Below are 17,704 nucleotides of genomic sequence, written 5' to 3'. Positions count from 1 at the left end.
CAATGGTCAGAGTTGGTCAAACTAATTTTTGACTAACGATACTGACTTGACGACTTTAATGATGAAAGGAGTCAAAGTATGCTGTGTCAAAATTGTCATGAACGCGAAGCGACGATTCACTTGTACCTGAACGTGAATGGTACGCGGCAGCAAGTTGATCTTTGTCAAAATTGTTATCAACTTTTAAAAAATCAACAAAATAACTCGAATCCTGGAAATGGAGGTGCGCAAATGGCACAAGATCCATTTGGCTTTGGCAACTTAGATGATATCTTCCGCGCCATGCAAGGCGGTAACCCCAACGCCAATCAACAAGGTTACCAGCAACAGCAACCACCTACCCAACCAAGTGGCCCCCGTAATGGTGGTCGTGGTGGCAACAATGGGAATGGTGGCTTACTCGCCCAGTATGGCCTGGACTTAACCGCACTTGCCGAACAAGGTAAGATTGACCCCGTCATTGGCCGTGATAAGGAGATTGCACGGGTCATTGAAATCCTAAATCGTCGTACGAAGAACAACCCAGTTTTAATTGGTGAAGCTGGGGTTGGTAAGACCGCAGTCGTAGAGGGCCTCGCTCAAAAGATTGTGTCGGGCGATGTTCCCCAAAAATTGCTTAACAAAAAAATCATCCGTTTTGACGTCGTATCGTTAGTTCAAGGAACTGGTATCCGAGGTCAATTTGAACAACGCATGCAACAATTAATGAAAGAGGTTCAGCAGAACCCTAACATTATTTTGTTCATCGATGAAATTCACGAAATTGTGGGTGCGGGTAACGCTGAAGGCGGTATGGACGCCGGCAACGTTTTGAAGCCAGCACTTGCACGGGGTGAATTTCAACTCGTTGGGGCAACCACTTTAAATGAATACCGAGATATTGAAAAAGATCAAGCCCTCGCCCGTCGTCTACAACCAGTCACCGTCAACGAACCTAGCCCAGAAGAAGCCATTCAAATCTTGAAGGGTATCCAAGGCAAGTACGAAGACTACCACCACGTTCACTATACCGATGGTGCGATTGAAGCAGCTGTTAAGTTATCAGATCGTTACATTCAAGATCGCTTCTTGCCCGACAAGGCAATTGACTTGCTCGATGAATCAGGCTCTAAGAAAAACTTAACGATTAATGTTGTTGATCCTAAGACGATTGACGAGAAAGTCAAGACTGCCGAAGATCAAAAACAAGCTGCTCTAAAGCAAGAAGACTACGAAAAAGCGGCCTACTATCGTGATCAAGTTGCCAAGCTTGAAAAAGCCAAAGAGAATCAGTCAACCACTGATTCCGGTGACCAACCACAAGTAACTGAAGCAGACATGGAAAAGATTGTTGAAGAAAAAACTGGCATTCCAGTCGGTGAACTCCAAAACAAGGAGCAAGAACAACTCCGGGACTTAGGCAAGTCACTCAAAGCCCACGTTATTGGCCAAGATGAAGCTGTCGATAAAGTCTCTCGTGCAATTCGTCGTAACCGAATTGGTTTGAACGGTACGGGTCGCCCAATCGGTTCATTCCTGTTTGTTGGACCAACTGGTGTCGGTAAAACCGAACTGGCTAAGCAATTAGCGCGCGAACTCTTCGGCGCTAAGGAGGCTATGATTCGCTTTGACATGTCTGAATACATGGAACCACATTCAGTGGCTAAGTTGATCGGTTCACCTCCTGGCTACGTTGGCTACGAAGAAGCTGGTCAGTTGACTGAACAGGTTCGTCGTCACCCTTACAGTCTTATTTTGCTTGACGAAGTTGAAAAAGCGCACCCCGACGTGATGCACATGTTCTTACAAATCCTTGACGACGGTCGTTTGACTGATTCTCAAGGCCGGACGGTTTCGTTTAAGGATACGATTATCATCATGACGTCCAACGCCGGTACCGGTGACGTTGAAGCTAACGTTGGTTTTGGTGCCGAAGCTAACGGTAAGACCCACTCTGTTTTGGATCAACTAACCAACTACTTCAAGCCAGAATTCTTGAACCGGTTCGATGACATCGTTGAATTTAACGCTTTAACCAAGGCTAACTTGATGAAGATCGTTGATTTGATGATTGATGATGTCAATGGCATGTTAGCTACTCAAGGCTTGCACGTTCACGTGACTGAACCAGTCGAATCAAAGCTCGTTGAATTGGGCTATGATCCTGCCATGGGTGCTCGACCACTTCGTCGAGTCATTCAAGAACAGATTGAAGACCGGATTGCTGATTTCTACCTCGATCACGCGAACGTTTCCAACTTAGTCGCTAAGATTGAGAACGGTGAGATCACCCTTGCTGAAGAAGCGCCTGCTTCACCAGCAACGACAACTGATGCTAAGACTGAATAGTACAATTAATTCGTTACTTATTGATAACGAAATTGAACTTTTGTCCGACTACCGTCCATTTGGATAAGCGGACACGATACAGTTAAATCTTTAAAGGCAACACTTTCCACAATTTGGAAGGTGTTGCCTTTTTACATTTCTTTCGCGTGCACACTTAACTGACCGACTTCAAATGAAAAAGTGCAATTCATAAAGACATTTCGACTGAAAGTGATTACTTGCCCGTACCCATGCGGTATACTAGAGTTATTAATCTGACGAGGAGGAGAATTATGGCTTTTTTTGATCAACTCAAACGCTTACTGACCAAGAATCGACCGCAAACCCCTGCTCGTCACCGTAAACACGTTAAAAAACCGGGGATTCCCCCTCGCCGACCGATCAATCACAACCGCCAGTCACAGGCGCCGGTTCAATCACAACCTACCAATCAGCCGACCTCAAATGAACAACCTTTACAAACAACAACCAGCATTTCAGCGGCTGTACTCGTGCTCTATTTGGATGACGCTAACGAGCCACTTGCCCAACCACAATGGTTACACGGCGAAATTGGTGAACGGCTCCACTTTAGACCGCAACAATTTGATGATTACTTGCTATACCATATTATCGGTTTTACAACCACGTTTACCAATCCTTACCAAATTATGACCCTTCAATTCACCAAAAAACTGGGCCACCCTGTCGTGTTATACCCAACTGATTACGACACCGGTGAATTATTGGGTCCGCCGGTAACGCAAAGCGGTCACTTAAATGACCCCTTCGCCTTTGCACTGCCAGAGATTGACGGTTACCACATGATTAAGGCTAACCGCCCTTTAACTGGCCACTTTACAAATCAAGCCCAAGTCATCGTCGTCATGCTCCGTCGCTCGAATTGGTCTTCAGTTCAGCGAGTCAACTTGTACGTTCAAGTCCTGTATGACACGCTTATCGTTGATTTACCAGCAGGCGATCCTTATGACTTTGAGTTCCCGCAAAATTCAATTTGGCGGGCATTTATTCGAATCAACACCGTTCACGATGGCACCTGGTATAACTTGGGCGGTCCCCAATGGATCAGCGGTAAAAACGTCCAGCTGACTGAAAAGCCGCCCCTCCCACAAATTAGCGCTCAAACCAAGATCAAGTTTACGACTTTCCACGCATCTGGGACGATTAACTACGTGACTGATCAAAAATTACACACGTACGTCACGCCAAATGGTCAAGCCGGACAGCAACTCACTAACGGTACGTCAGTCCAGATTACTGGTCGATTCACGGATGATAACCAGATTACCTGGTACCGGCTTGACGATAATAGTGTAATCCAAACGCACTATGTCTTGCTCAATAAGTGACGTCCAGTCATGATCGGTGACCCTCACTTAAATGGTGCGCACATCAAAATGCTGGCATTAACTTTCCCATTATCGTGGAAAGTTAATGCCAGCTTTTGAATTTTCACGTCTAATGCCAACATAAGTTACTCAATTTCTTCATCAACAGTTAAGCCGGTCTCATTGCGGCGTCGATGCTGCCACCGCTTGTTTACTTCTAACACAAAACTTGGAATGAAGACACTCACCGCAACAATCAACCAATTGTTAAGGGGCATCGAGATCACTGCAAAGGCATTACTAAGCACTGGAATCAAGGCTACGCTCAACACCATTAACATGGCTATTCCCACACCAAGGTTTAGGGATCGATTACGTGTCATCCCTTGCCAAGTAAGTGGTCCACGTTGTTTGATTGGGTAAATATCGATCATTGAACCGATTGCTAACGTAAAGAACAACATCGTCATGCCCATCGCTGGTTGATTTGGCGTTAAGACAAAGCGTCCGAGACCATAGACGGTCAGCGTCAGTATAATAAACGTGCTTGTTCTCACCGCTACCCGTTGACCAAGGCCATCCGCAAAAATACTGGTTTGACGACTAATTGGCGGTCGCTTCATGATGTTAGCCTCGGCTTGTTCACGACTTAAGTAGAAGCCCGGAATACCATCAGCTAGCACATTGATAAGCAGTAGTTGTTCAGCAATTAATGGTGCTCCCCAACCAATTGCGACCGTAAAGATCATCAAAAAGATTTGTGCGAAATTAACGCCAATCAGAAATTCAACTGCTTTTAAGATATTTTGATACACGGCACGACCAGTCGCCACAGCTTTGACGATAGTCTCAAAATTATCATCCGTTAAGATCATATCACTGGCATTTTTGGATACCTCGGTGCCAGTAATTCCCATTGCAACACCAACGTCTGCTGCCTTCAATGCTGGCGCATCGTTCACGCCATCACCCGTCATGGCAACGGTGGCACCTTGTTTTTGCCACGCTTTTACGATTCGAATCTTATCCTCTGGTGACACCCGCGCATATACGCTGATACGGCTAATCCGCTGTGCCAGATCATCGTCTGTCAGGTCTCGAAGCTGCGCACCGGTCATGACTTGATCGTTAGGACGCAGCGATCCAATCTGAGTGGCGATGGCCTTAGCCGTCTCAAGGTGGTCACCTGTGATCATAACGGTTCGAATGCCCGCTTCTTCGGCTTGCTTAACCGCCGCAATGGCAGTTGGTCGCGGCGGATCAATCATCCCGATTAGACCAGCGAAAGTTAATTCACGCTGTAAGTTTTCAATGGTTTCAGCGGGCTGTTGATCAAATAGTCGATACCCCACCGCAATCACACGCAGTGCCTTACGGGCAAATTGATCATGAATTTGTTGCATTTGAGCTTTAACGGGTTCAGTTTGTGCTAACGATAAATGATCGATTGCACCCTTTACAATCAGCAGGTAACGACCATCTTGCAATTGATGCAAAGTGGCCATTGTTTTTTTAGCCGAATTAAACGGATCCTCAGCAACTCTCACCGCCGTCTGTTCAAATTGAGCGCGCGTTTGACCTTGCTGTCCCAACCACCTTACAATCGCCAATTCGGTTGAATCGCCGACTTCCACCCATTCGTGATTAACTTGTTCACGGGTGGCGTTGGTGGCCAAACCAGCCAAACGCATTAACCGATCAGCAGCTGGGGTTTGCGCAGACTGACTAATCGATTCGGCATTCGGCGCACCGGCCGCCCAGATTTGAGTCACCGTCATTTGATTTTGAGTTAACGTGCCGGTTTTATCCGAGGCAATGACATTCACACCACCAATGGTTTCAACGGCATCCACCCGCCGCATGATTGCGTTTTGCTTTGCCATGACACCAACACCGTGGGACAGACTAATCGTCACAATAATTGGCAGTGTTTCTGGCACCGCTGCAACGGCTAATGATACACCAATCATCATGGCATCAGCCAATGGCTCACCCTGAAAGAATACGCCCAAGATGGCAATAATCACACCACCGGTCACAGCCACGGCCGTTAACCGGGCTGATAGTTGATTCAGACGTTTTTGCAACGGCGTCGTTCGAACTTTGGTTGCGTTGAGCATACCGGCAATACTGCCCAATTCGGTTGCCATCCCAATTGCGGTGACGACCATGGTGCCAGTCCCCTGAGTGACCCCGGTGCCTGAAAACACCTCATTTTGACGGTCACCTAACTCTGAAGCTTGTGGCATTGTCTCAGCCGTTTTTTTAACGGGTTCACTTTCACCAGTCAAAACAGCTTCATCAATTCGCAAATCGGTGGCTTCAACTAACCGACCATCCGCTGGAACCTGACTGCCACCGGTCAATTTAACAATGTCACCCACAACGAGTTCAGCAGCGTCAACGACTTGCGTCTGTCCCGCCCTAATCACTGTGACTTCATGAACGTTCATTTTTTTCAACGCCGACAGTGATTTTTCGGCGCTATGTTCTTGATACATGCCAATCAAAACGTTGATGATCAAGATACTGCCAATTACCACGGTTTTGGTCCAACCACCATTCGCCCAAATTGCCAAATAAGTTGATAATAAGACCGCAAATAATAATACTAGTGACGCAACATCTGATAAATGCCGCCAGATTTTTTGCCAAATCGTCGGTGGCTTCTCCTCCTGTAAGACGTTTCGTCCGGCTGCTTGTCGCTGTTTAACCATGGCCGCGGTTAAACCAGTTTCCAGTTGAGTTTCGAAGGCCGCCTCTAACTGGCGGCGGTCTTTCATTGCATTAGTCATTTTCATAGCCAGCAGTCCTTTCTATGGCGTACGTATTTCCTATCTCTAGTTTACAGAACCCCGTCGCTGGTTACTATGTATAAATTATGACAACTATTAGAATATTTCATGAACCAAAAACCCCTTCGAGTGAACGGCCGTCAACCGATTACTCAAAGGGGTTAAAATTTTAATGATTAGAGATTAATATCCATGTTGAAAGTTAATTTAGAAAGCGTGAGGCCCTTCTCAAATAAATCGTTCATTAATTGATTAGTTCGTTTTTTCATTTCTGATACGATCAAATAGTTTTGATTCGTTAGGTAAGTTGTCAGCTCTGCACCTGATAATTTAGCCGCAACATCATCTGTTTGCGCCACATGGCTTAACATTAGTTCAGAAGTTGCTGTCAGATAATCACGATCATCCTGTGCAAACTCGGCATACCTTGACTCCACCAACACGGAAAGTTTCCGATACATCCAGTAGGCACTCTCTGAATCAGCGTGCAACGGTGTGTTGACGTACGATGGGTCAGTATCATTGGCATTTGCAAAAAACGGCACGTACGGGCTGAATGCTGGCACACCAAAACAAAGCCACATAATTGCTGATTGCGCTTCTGGGACATGATTACGTAATTGGAGCACGTGTGAATTTTGGGTGCGATTCATCGAAATGGGCCGGAACGCTGTTTTTAATTCAGCAGGACCGTTACCCAGCGGATCATAATCAGTTTCGTTATAGTGTGACCCCAAAATAAAACTAATGTCGGCAACACTAATTTTGCGATCAGCATGACAAATGAATGGTAATTCTGAAGATGTCGGTTCCGAAATCGCATCTGGCATCAAATAGTGCTGTCCGTACCAAACCCGTGGCGTGTTGTAGTGACGATCCTTTTCAGTACTGGTTCCAAAGATGTGGCGGAAGTTCCAACCCTCGTGATCCGGGTTCAGTTGATGTTGACTGACAAAATCTTGAATGCCTTCAGAAAACATAAAATTGTCAGGATCATCGAACACAACCTCTTGAATCGCCACTTGATTAGCTGTGATCACAAACGCGTCGTCTGGAATCCGCTGGGCAACCCAGTGATGACCGGTCACAATTTCCATATACCAAGCTTCATCTTTATCTGCGAATAAGACACCGTTACCTTCTGGTGAACCATATTGTTTAACTAATTGACCAAGGACCTCTACACCATTACGAGCACTGGTAATCACTGGTAAAACCATGGTCTGCATGGTATCTTCTGCCATCCCGTCTGCAACTAGCGGGTCAAAGGCTAAGGCGCGCGGATTCCCATACACACTCTCGGTTGCACTCATGGCAACATTATGCGCATTGATACCACTTTCTTCGTAGAGTCCCTTTTCATTCACTTCTACGTTCGGTGTCGCCTGATATGGGACGGCATCCGGCAATAACGGTGCGTGAAAACCATTTTGAGTTGATTGTAAAATTTTGCCTTTTTCATTTTTAGGATCATGTATATAAAACCGTTGTGGTGTTAAGGGTAAAAACGTGTCGTCATTACGGGCAATCATTACTGAGCCGTCGATTGATGCGTTTTTACCAACTAAAATTGACGTACAAGCTGAAAGATGTGTCATCATTTTGCTCCTTTATTCAAATCTGTTATTAGTATAGCGCAATTTTTGTATTCGAAAACATTGTAATCGGTACCTTTTAATTTGTGAAAGTGTTGACAAGTAATTTTGGTTGTGTAAAATATAGTTGTGAACAATTATACGATGTGTTGTGACAACACTGACAGGAGGACTTTTTAATGAAAGTTGCTGTAATAGGCTGTACCCATGCTGGTACTTTTGCAACCAAGCAAATTTTGACAGAACACCCCGATGCTCAAGTGACTGTATACGAAAGAAACGACGTGATTTCGTTCCTTTCGTGCGGTATTGCACTTTATCTTGGCGGACAGGTCAAGGATCCTCAAGGGCTATTCTACTCAAACCCTGATGAGTTAGCAGCCCTGGGTGCCACCGTTTTGATGCGGCACGACGTTTTAAACATCGACCCCACTTCCCACACCCTCACCGTTAAGGATCTCAATAGTGGTGATGAGCGCACCGAAGCCTACGATAAACTGGTGATGACAACTGGTTCTTGGCCAATTATCCCGCCAATTCCGGGCATTGACAGTGATCGTGTTCTGTTATGTAAAAACTGGGCACACGCACAGACTTTATTTGAACGTGCCGCTGATGCCAAGCGAATTGCCGTGATTGGTGCGGGTTATATTGGTGCGGAGTTAGCTGAAGCATACTCACTAAAGGGCCACCAAGTGACGCTTATTGATGCACAGGAACGTGTCATGCCCAAGTATTTTGACGCAGCTTTCACGGATAAAATCGAGACCGCTTACCGCGAACACGGCGTGACATTGGCACTCAACCAAAAGGTGCAATCATTTACGACAACTGATCAAGGCGTTACGATTCAGACGGATCAAGGCGTGGTTGAGGCTGACTTAGCGGTACTTTGCATCGGTTTTAAACCTAACACCAGCTTATTGACTGGCAAAGTCGAGATGGCTCAAAATGGCGCCATCATTACTAATGATTACATGCAAAGTAGTGATCCGGATATCTTTGCAGCTGGTGACAGTGCAGCAGTGCATTATAACCCAACTGGCAAAAATGCCTACATTCCGCTGGCCACCAACGCTGTCCGTCAAGGTATTTTGGTTGGTAAAAACATTGTGACGCCTACAACTAAGTACATGGGCACGCAATCTTCGTCAGGTCTGGCTTTATATGGTATTTCACTTTGTTCGACAGGACTGACCTATGAAGCAGCTAAACAACAGGGCGTTATGGCTGAACAGGTTATCATGACCGATAATTACCGCCCAGAATTTATGCCCACCACCCTACCAGTTCAAATGTCCTTAGTGTTCAATCCAGAGACGCGTGAGATCTTAGGCGGTGCTTTAATGAGCAAATACGATATCTCACAATCGGCTAACCTACTTTCCGTCTGCATTCAAAATCACAACACCATCGATGATTTAGCCATGGTTGACATGTTATTCCAGCCAACCTTTGACCGCCCATTCAACTACCTCAACATTTTGGGCCAAGCAGCCCAGGCAAAGTTAGCAACTGAACCTGCAAAAGTTAATCTGCGCAATTGATTAACTCATCCGAACTACAGAATCTGAGTAAGAATGGCTAATCAAGATTCTGGTGCACATCTCACGCAACATCGAGTACAACGTCCGGATGAACTTCATATTTGTTTACAAAAATGGCACCTGTCAATTGACAGGTGCCATTTTTTGATAATTAAAGCTGTATTGACGTTCATTTATAGTTTAGAAGTCAGCTTAACGTCTGGATACTTATCACTAAACCAACGTTCAGCAAATTGATTTTCGAACAAGAACAGTGGTTCACCAGCCAAATCCTTCACGAGTAAGTTACGGCTTGATGACATCCGTTCGTCCAGTTGTTCAGGATCGATCCAACGAGCAATCTTATGGCCCATTGATTCCATCACAACGTCAGAATTATATTCGTTTTTCATTCGGAACTGGAACACTTCAAACTGCAATTGACCCACAGCACCTAAAATGTAGTCTCCTGTCGTGTAAGAGGTGTACAGCTGAATAGCACCTTCTTGGACCAATTGTTGAATGCCTTTGTGGAAGGACTTTTGCTTCATCACGTTTTTGGCAGAAACTCGAACGAATAGTTCAGGTGTAAATTGCGGTAATTTTTCAAATTGGAGCTTATGTTTCCCCGTATAAATGGTATCGCCAATTTGATAATTACCGGTATCGTAAAGCCCGATAATATCGCCAGCAACCGCCGTATCCACGTTCTCACGCGTATCAGCCATAAACTGAGTCACGTTTGATAATCGCATGGTCTTCCCTGTCCGACCAAGTGTCACGTCCATACCATGTTGGAATAAACCTGAACAAATCCGAACAAATGCGATTCGGTCACGGTGCTTGGGATCCATGTTAGCTTGAATCTTAAAGACAAAACCTGAAAATTGCGGATCAGTTGGTTCAACATCATCGGCTGCTTCAGTTTTATGGGCCGCTGGTTGAGGAGCAAACTGCAAGTATGTTTCGAGGAAGGTTTTGACGCCAAAGTTAGCCAGCGCAGAACCAAAGAAAACTGGTGTTTGATCACCGCTAGCAATCTTGGCTTCATCAAACTGGTTACCAGCGTCTTCAATCAATTCCATGTTATCCCGGGCATCTTGATACCAAGAATCAGTCTTCAAAGGTTGGTCGTCGGCAATATCGCCCTGCTCGTCTAAAGGCAAGTAAGCCGTTTCATCGCTATCAGGCCGGAAGACGGCTACTCGATTATGATAACGGTCATAAAGGCCCTTCAATTCCTTGCCCATCCCAATTGGCCAGTTCATCGGATAACCTTCGATGCCTAAGACATCTTCAAGTTCGGCGATCAAATCCATTGGGTCGCGGCCATCTCGATCCAGCTTGTTCATAAAGGTAAAAATCGGAATGCCACGCATTTTACAAATTTTGAAGAGTTTTTTGGTCTGGGGTTCGATCCCCTTGGCAGAATCAATCACCATCACGGCAGAATCGACCGCCATTAAGGTTCGGTACGTATCTTCAGAGAAATCTTCGTGGCCTGGGGTGTCCAAAATGTTGATTCGTTTGCCTTCATAATCAAACTGCATCACGGAACTCGTAACGGAAATCCCACGCTTTTGTTCGATTTCCATCCAATCTGATTTGGCAAAATTCCCACTCTTCTTGGCTTTCACGGTCCCGGCTTGACGGACAACGCCACCAAACAGCAGCAATTGTTCTGTAATGGTTGTCTTACCGGCATCGGGGTGAGAAATAATTGCAAACGTCCGTCGGTTAGCAACGTCTTGTGATAATGTCATAGCTTAATTCCTTTCAAAAGTGTCGTTGGTCCGTTTAGCCGTTCTTTTCAATTTGGTGGACAACGTAATTGACCACTTTCAGTGAACTCAGGCCGTCATCAATGGCACAAAAACGGTTGTAAAACTTCATAAATTGTTGGTTATCGCTCATATCAGGGTGTTGTAAGCAGGCCGTAATCCCGGATAATAACTGGGCTTCATTGTTAGCAATCTGTCCTGGTAAATCTTTTTCGTAGTCCAGGTAGAAGCCCCGTAACTCATCTTTATACAGGTGATAATCGTATGGGTAGAACAAAATTGGTCGTTTGAGGTAAGCGTAATCAAAGAACACAGATGAGTAATCGGTAATCAGCATATCTGAAACGAGGTAAAGATCTGAGATATCAGGATGACTTGAAAGATCATAGACAAAATCAGTGTACTTACTGATATCCAAAGCATTGGCAATCAGGTAGTGCATCCGTAGAATCAACACCGTATCTTCACCAAACTGCTGTTTGAATTCGTCGAGGCTAAACGGTAACTCAAAGGTGTACTTACCCTTTTCAGCAAACTGGTTATCTCGGTACGTTGGGGCGTAAAGCACAACCTTTTTATCAAGCGGAATGCCCAGTTTTTCCTTAAGTGCGGTAATATCTTCAGGATTAGTATTGATCAATTCATCATTACGAGGATACCCGACTTTGAGAATTTGGTTGTTAAAGCCAAAAGCGGACCGGAAAATTTTAGTTGAGTAATCGTTAGGCGATATCAAAGCATCCCAGCGGTTGGCTTCCTTTACAAAGTTGTCGTGATACTTGGTGGTGGTTGTGCCTGGCATTGACACATTTTCAATGTCGAGTCCCAACTTCTTTAATGGCGTACCGTGCCAAGTTTGAATGTAAGTCACGTAATTTGGTTTTTTAACCCAGGCTGGGAAGCGCGCATTACTGATCCAGTAAGTACTCTTCTCAAGCGTTCGGACCCATTTAGAGGTTCGTCTCACAACAAACGGAATTTGATTTTGTTTACAGAATTTCTTGAGTGACCGATCAATTGACCAAACAAAGTTAAAACCTGGATATAGTTCATTAAATAATCGGTAAATAGCGTATGGGCTATCACTAACTTGCCGGCCACCAAAACTCTCAAAGACGATGGTTGGTTGCTCAAACGGTCGGTGACCAGATTTGAATAACCACCGCATCCGTTGCAAATTGACTTTATCTTGCAACGTCCGACCAAGGTCAAATACCGCCTGAAACTTTTGGGGCAATGTGGCAATTTTTTCGCCCAGTGAAGGGGCTGGAAATTCTTTTAACACAATGCCGTTGTTGTAACTTTTTTCAATGAGCACCATCCGACCACCAGGCAAAATCGCCTGCGTCATCTGACCCTCAAGTGACCGGGCGAGAATCAGTCGTTGTTCAATGGTTTGCGTCCCCAAGTCGTACTGAATATACGTATCTTCAATGGAATCGCTTGGCAGGTCAGTTAATGGAATCACAGCGGTAAATAACGTTTTTAAGCTACCGGCAGCCGTTGGATAAGCGAGTTTAGCGTCTGATTGACGACTCTTTAAAATAATTTTTTGATTCTTGATAGGATGACCATTCATCCGGTTATAACCCGTAATTCTCAAGGCATTATCCGTCAAGTTGACAGAATTGATGGTGAATTCGTCCTCAGCCTGTTTGGTATGAATATTGAGTGTCGCCATACCTTCTGCATCTGAATTAAACTGGTAGTAACTGGTTAGTGACAGTTGATGTCGGTCACTCAAATACTCTGACTCAACTTGTAAAATAACTTGCTCATCGTTGGTATCAAAGGCAAAAAATAATTGCCAAGTGAACTCACTTTGATCAAAGGCCTTAAATTGCAACTGGTCTGGATCAATTTGGATTCGAATCAAATTATTATCGATCACCTTATAAACGGGCACCGTAATTGAGGCCAAACTTGTGGTTTCCAAGAAAGTCACGCGTAAGTGGTCAAACGAACCCGGCACATCGATTAATTCAAATTCCAGTTCTTGTTTTTTCTTTTTTTGATGTAATCCTGATAATATCGCACGCACGATTACGACTCTCCTTAGTAATTAAAAATCAATTGTTGTGGTAGATACGGCGATAACTTGGGGTTATCGTTCAAATCGATAAATAGCAACGCGTCGTCAGAAACGACTTGGTTCAGCAACTGCGCATAAAATGCTTCCACACTGTCAAACCGTTGGTAGTTTTGATAATCAACCACTTCAAAATAGGCTTTTTGTTCAGTAGCTTGGTACACCACGTGTCGGTCATCATCGACCTCAGCCAAGATATTGGTAAAGGCTAGTTTCGAAGTCCGCCCCATGGTGTAGGCATACGTTACCGGTTGTTGATGACGGATGAACCGAAAAATGAGCTGACCGGCGGCATTCAATAACAAAGCTTGATTCAATTCACCGGCATCGTATTCTAACAAGCCAAATTGTTGACCGTTTTCGTAGGTTGCGGTCTGGACAGGTTGATGGTTTTCAAGTTTAGTTTTTAACAATGGTTGATTGCTTTCATCGAGTTGAGCTTCAGCCACAATTTCATCGTCTTGAATATAACGGATAGTCGGATTAGCCATATCCTGGGTTGGTTCAAAACGGTGATTGGGTAACTGCTCAAACCCACTGTCAAATTGTTCATTGGTTGGCACAGGCACACCTTGATACTGGTTCACGATTTTAGCCAATGTAATCAGTTCAATCAATTGCTCATGTCCCACAAATAACCGCTTGATTTGACGTTCTGCCGTGTCATAATCGTTGAATTTAATCATTGCAAGCACGATTCGAACGTGAGCCTGCTCATCTAGTAAAGCCTTGATTTTTTGTTTAAAGGTTAACTTCTTAACGCCTGCTAGGGACGTCACTAAAAATACGGCTTGTTTCATTTTTTCACTAACCTCGCTTTGGATTACAATAAAATATCCCTAGTCGCAACCGGGGATATTTGTTCACACATTCAACTGATTATTCTTTCCAGTCAACCCCAGCTTTAAGACCCAGGTCTTCCTTGATCTTGGTGGTTGAAATACCTTCTGTTCGAGGTAAGTAAATGACTTCACAGTAATCCTTTAAGAAGTCAAACTTGCCCTTCCAATCATCGCCCATAACGAAAATATCAATGTCGTTATCTTGAACGTCCTTGATTTTTTGATCCCAATTTTTTTCAGGAATCACTTCGTCAACATAACGAATGGCTTCCAAAATATATTTACGGTCTTCGTATGAGGTATAAGCTTTCTTACCCTTAACAGCATTAAATTCATCTGAAGACAAGCAAACTGTTAGGTGATCACCCAGTGCTGCTGCCCGCTTCAAAAGTCTGATGTGGCCTTTATGTAACAAATCAAAAGTCCCGTACGTAATTACTTTTTTCATTTAAATCTCCTGCTTACTTTTTAATTTAAAATCGTATTTTCCTAACTCGACTATAATATCATAAAATCTAACACAACCCAACTAGCGGAGCAGAATTGACCGGCGTGATTTGACAAACCTTAAGAATCTGACTGTGGTTTATCCGATTGGTGATTTTTCTGCTCACTCTGCAACATCCAGATGTGGTAGATGTACTCGACAATAACTTTGACCACTGCGTACAATGGCACGCCCAAAATCATCCCCATTAAGCCAGCAATATTACCCGCCACCAGCAAGATAACGATAATCGTTAATGGGTGGATTTTTAAGCTACGCCCGATAACGTTAGGATAAACGAAGTTACCGTCAATCTGTTGCACGATCACGGTGACGACCAGAACTGAAATAACTTGCACCAAACCGGTTCCAAATGCCACGATCACAGCCGGCAATACACCAATGTACGGACCGACGTAGGGAATAATGTTGCACATTCCGGCAAAGATACCTAATAACAAGCCATATTTGGCACCGATGAGTGTAAAACCGATAGATGTGAAGGTCATGACAAACAAACACTCGATCATCTGACCACCGATATAGCGTGAGAGCGTCTGACTCATTTTCGTCAATAAATCCATGGTCTGATCAGCATGCTTGGGTGGTAACAGCCGCCGAATCGCTGGCATCAACTTTGGGCCATCCTTCAGCATATAAAACAACATGACTGGGACAGTGATGGCAACAATCGTCACACTGGTTGCCATCCCGATGACCGTCCCAACACTGGTTGTTAATCCCGTCATAAAGGACTGTGCGTAAGTGGATAGTCCCTTCTCCAACTGATTTGCATAGGATTGAAAATCCACGTTTTGCAGCCACTTGTAATGACTTAAATGTTGATTCATCGTGTTTAAGCTGCTTTGAATAATGTGCACGATTTTAGGCACATTGTTCACTAAGGTACCGACCTGCTGGATTAGTCGCGGTACCAGCCAGACCAGGCCACCTGATAGGAGCCCTAGTAGGACTAAAAACACAATGGCAACCGACCACGTTCGATTGAGCTTGAACCGCCCAATTTTGACCCTCGTTAAGCCCTTAACGATTGGGTTAAGCATGTAAAACAAGACCCCTGCCAATAAGATTGGCATGAAGATGGTTTTGAAAAAGGTGCCGATAGGTGAAAACAAAAAACCAAGTTTTGTACAAACCCAAATTAAGGTTGCCACCACTAAAATTTCTAACGACCAAAAGAAGAGTTTCGAGCGTTGAAGTTGATTGAACACACTGACACCTCCCAATTCATTAATCATTTGGGCAAAAAATTTCGACCAAATGCAAAAGCGGGATTGGCCCTTAAGCCAACCCCGCTTTCGTTGATATACCTATGCGAAGCAACCCATTACTTACGGCGGGAAAGCTCGAGATAGCGTGAATACCAAAGATCAACGTATTCTTTTGAAAACGGCCCTTTTCGATTATTAATCCAATCGACTAATATCAACACGTTGGCCTTCAAAATTTTGTCGATCTCAGGTGGGTACTGCCACCGGCGACTAAAAACTTCGTACTCATCAACGTCGAGCAATCGTTTTTCGCCGTCAGGAAATACTTTGACGTCTAAATCATAATCTATATACTTTAATGCTTCTTTGTCTAAAACATACGGTGACGCTAGGTTACAATAATATGAAACCCCGTTATCCCGAATCATTGCGACAACATTAAACCAATAGTGTTTATGAAAATAAACAATTGCTGGTTCACGAGTGACCCAGCGCCTACCATCATCTTCAATCACCAAAGTATGGTCATTGCAGCCAATTAAGGCGTTCTCGCTTGTTTTAAGTACCATTGTATCGCGCCAAGTTCGATGCAAACTTCCGTCGTGCTTATAGCTTTTGATCGTAATGAAGTCGCCTTCCTTAGGTCCTCTAGCTTCGCGCGCCATATTAAACCCTACTTTCCAAAGTATCGGGTATGATTAATTAAATTCTTTTTTATTATAGCAAAGTAATTTAAGGGCGTACAGTTTTTTTATAGCGTTGTGAGGCATTGACGCTAGAATTTAGCGGTTAAATCGCTCATGAAAAGTCATCGCTAGAATCAATTAAACTCTGTGCTGATCGAGCCACCTATTAATGGCGTCACTAGTAAAGCCCTTTCGATAGAGTGCTTGTCGAACTTTTAAACTGCGCTCATACGGGTCCTTCGCGCGATATTTTCGCCAAGCCTTTTCCGCTTGCTTTGATAATAAATCCTCAGCTTGAGACTGAGGCAGCTCAAAGTCAGTTTCAGCCATGGCGGTGCTCACTAAATCAAACGAAAACCCCTTTTCAATCAAACGTTGTTGCACTTTTTGACGTTGAATCGAGGGCATCAATCGCTGATAATGTTTTTTTTGTTTTTCAACTAATTCACTCAATCGATCGAGCTGTTCCGACACTGAATAGTCGTCATTAAGTGCGTCTTCGATTAAGTTTTCGGCAACCGCCTTTTGCTTGAGTTGTCGTTTGATCACAGTTGGTCCCTTGTCGCTCGTTCGTTTCATCGTTCGCACGTAACTATGGGCGTACTGTGCATCGTCAAGCAGGCGTTGATCGAGTAGTCTAGTCATGACGGGTGCAATAATTTCCGGCGTAACTTCTTTATTGACCAAGTAGTCACGTAATTCTTTTTCAGTCCGCTGTTGATATGACAAATAATTGAGTGCCATTGACCAGGCCTTGGATTGCGCATCCGCTGTTTTTAAAGTGGCAATCAGCGCAGGCGTTAATTCCGTTCCCTTCAATAAGCGATAGCGCACCATAACATCTTCTCCTACCGGAAAAGCATAGCGGTCGTTAACGTAAACGTTGTACCGACCAGGGTGCTTTTGGGCCTCAATTTTGGTAATTTTTAAAATTTTTGCTGAATCCGCTGCCAAGATTATTTCACACTCCCTTGGTTGTTTGCTATACTAATCATGATTTCATACTTTAGAATAG

At 44.3% G+C, this 17,704-nt stretch carries 12 protein-coding genes; 3 read left to right on the top strand and 9 right to left on the bottom strand.

Translation table 11 applies throughout. The features are described 5' to 3' along the window. The first annotated feature begins 78 nt into the window (after positions 1-78). Both FD04_RS11950 and FD04_RS11945 read left to right on the top strand, forming a co-directional pair. Complete coding sequence (locus FD04_RS11950; protein ID WP_056949023.1) at positions 79-2,328, top strand: ATP-dependent Clp protease ATP-binding subunit; 2,250 nt, start codon at positions 79-81, stop codon at positions 2,326-2,328. 272 nt (positions 2,329-2,600) lie between these two features. After that, positions 2,601-3,677 carry a MucBP domain-containing protein gene (locus FD04_RS11945; protein ID WP_056949021.1) on the top strand — a complete coding sequence of 359 codons (1,077 nt, stop codon included), beginning with the start codon at positions 2,601-2,603 and terminating at the stop codon, positions 3,675-3,677. Between the two features lie 125 nt (positions 3,678-3,802). Here FD04_RS11945 and FD04_RS11940 read toward each other — a convergent pair whose 3' ends face one another. Then, positions 3,803-6,451 carry a cation-translocating P-type ATPase gene (locus tag FD04_RS11940; RefSeq protein WP_082603245.1) on the bottom strand — a complete coding sequence of 883 codons (2,649 nt, stop codon included), beginning with the start codon at positions 6,449-6,451 and terminating at the stop codon, positions 3,803-3,805. Between the two features lie 176 nt (positions 6,452-6,627). Next, positions 6,628-8,052 (bottom strand): C69 family dipeptidase, encoded by a 1,425-nt coding sequence (locus FD04_RS11935; protein ID WP_056949019.1) that lies wholly within the window; start codon positions 8,050-8,052, stop codon positions 6,628-6,630. Between the two features lie 173 nt (positions 8,053-8,225). Here FD04_RS11935 and FD04_RS11930 point away from each other — a divergent pair, with 173 nt between their 5' ends. Beyond that, complete coding sequence (locus FD04_RS11930) at positions 8,226-9,593, top strand: FAD-dependent oxidoreductase (RefSeq protein WP_056949017.1); 1,368 nt, start codon at positions 8,226-8,228, stop codon at positions 9,591-9,593. 173 nt (positions 9,594-9,766) lie between these two features. Here the strand turns inward: FD04_RS11930 and FD04_RS11925 are convergent, their stop codons facing one another. The 7 genes from FD04_RS11925 to recX all read right to left on the bottom strand — a co-directional run bounded on the left by FD04_RS11925 (position 9,767) and on the right by recX (position 17,643). Next, positions 9,767-11,335 carry a peptide chain release factor 3 gene (locus FD04_RS11925; RefSeq protein ID WP_056949015.1) on the bottom strand — a complete coding sequence of 523 codons (1,569 nt, stop codon included), beginning with the start codon at positions 11,333-11,335 and terminating at the stop codon, positions 9,767-9,769. Between the two features lie 34 nt (positions 11,336-11,369). After that, entirely contained in the window at positions 11,370-13,394 is a 2,025-nt protein-coding gene (locus tag FD04_RS11920) for a CDP-glycerol glycerophosphotransferase family protein (protein ID WP_056949013.1), read from the bottom strand. Between the two features lie 14 nt (positions 13,395-13,408). Then, positions 13,409-14,242, bottom strand: a complete 834-nt coding sequence (locus FD04_RS11915) for a hypothetical protein (RefSeq protein ID WP_056949011.1) — start codon at positions 14,240-14,242, stop codon at positions 13,409-13,411. Positions 14,243-14,321: 79 nt separating this feature from the next. Further along, the gene (gene tagD, locus FD04_RS11910) at positions 14,322-14,732 is read right to left on the bottom strand and encodes a glycerol-3-phosphate cytidylyltransferase (protein ID WP_056949009.1); all 411 of its coding nucleotides are present in this window, start codon (positions 14,730-14,732) and stop codon (positions 14,322-14,324) included. 119 nt (positions 14,733-14,851) lie between these two features. Then, positions 14,852-16,003: an AI-2E family transporter gene (locus FD04_RS11905; protein WP_056949007.1), complete on the bottom strand. Its 1,152-nt coding sequence runs from the start codon at positions 16,001-16,003 to the stop codon at positions 14,852-14,854. Positions 16,004-16,119: 116 nt separating this feature from the next. Beyond that, positions 16,120-16,668 (bottom strand): nucleoside tri-diphosphate phosphatase, encoded by a 549-nt coding sequence (ntdP, locus tag FD04_RS11900; RefSeq protein ID WP_054701377.1) that lies wholly within the window; start codon positions 16,666-16,668, stop codon positions 16,120-16,122. Between the two features lie 159 nt (positions 16,669-16,827). Then, positions 16,828-17,643: a recombination regulator RecX gene (recX, locus tag FD04_RS11895; protein WP_056949004.1), complete on the bottom strand. Its 816-nt coding sequence runs from the start codon at positions 17,641-17,643 to the stop codon at positions 16,828-16,830. Positions 17,644-17,704: the final 61 nt, after the last annotated feature.

It is taken from the genome of Secundilactobacillus odoratitofui DSM 19909 = JCM 15043 (assembly GCF_001434895.1).
Classification (GTDB): Bacteria; Bacillota; Bacilli; order Lactobacillales; family Lactobacillaceae; genus Secundilactobacillus; species Secundilactobacillus odoratitofui.
Note: the sequence above shows the minus strand (reverse complement) of the source record. Positions and strands in the feature narration are given on the sequence as shown.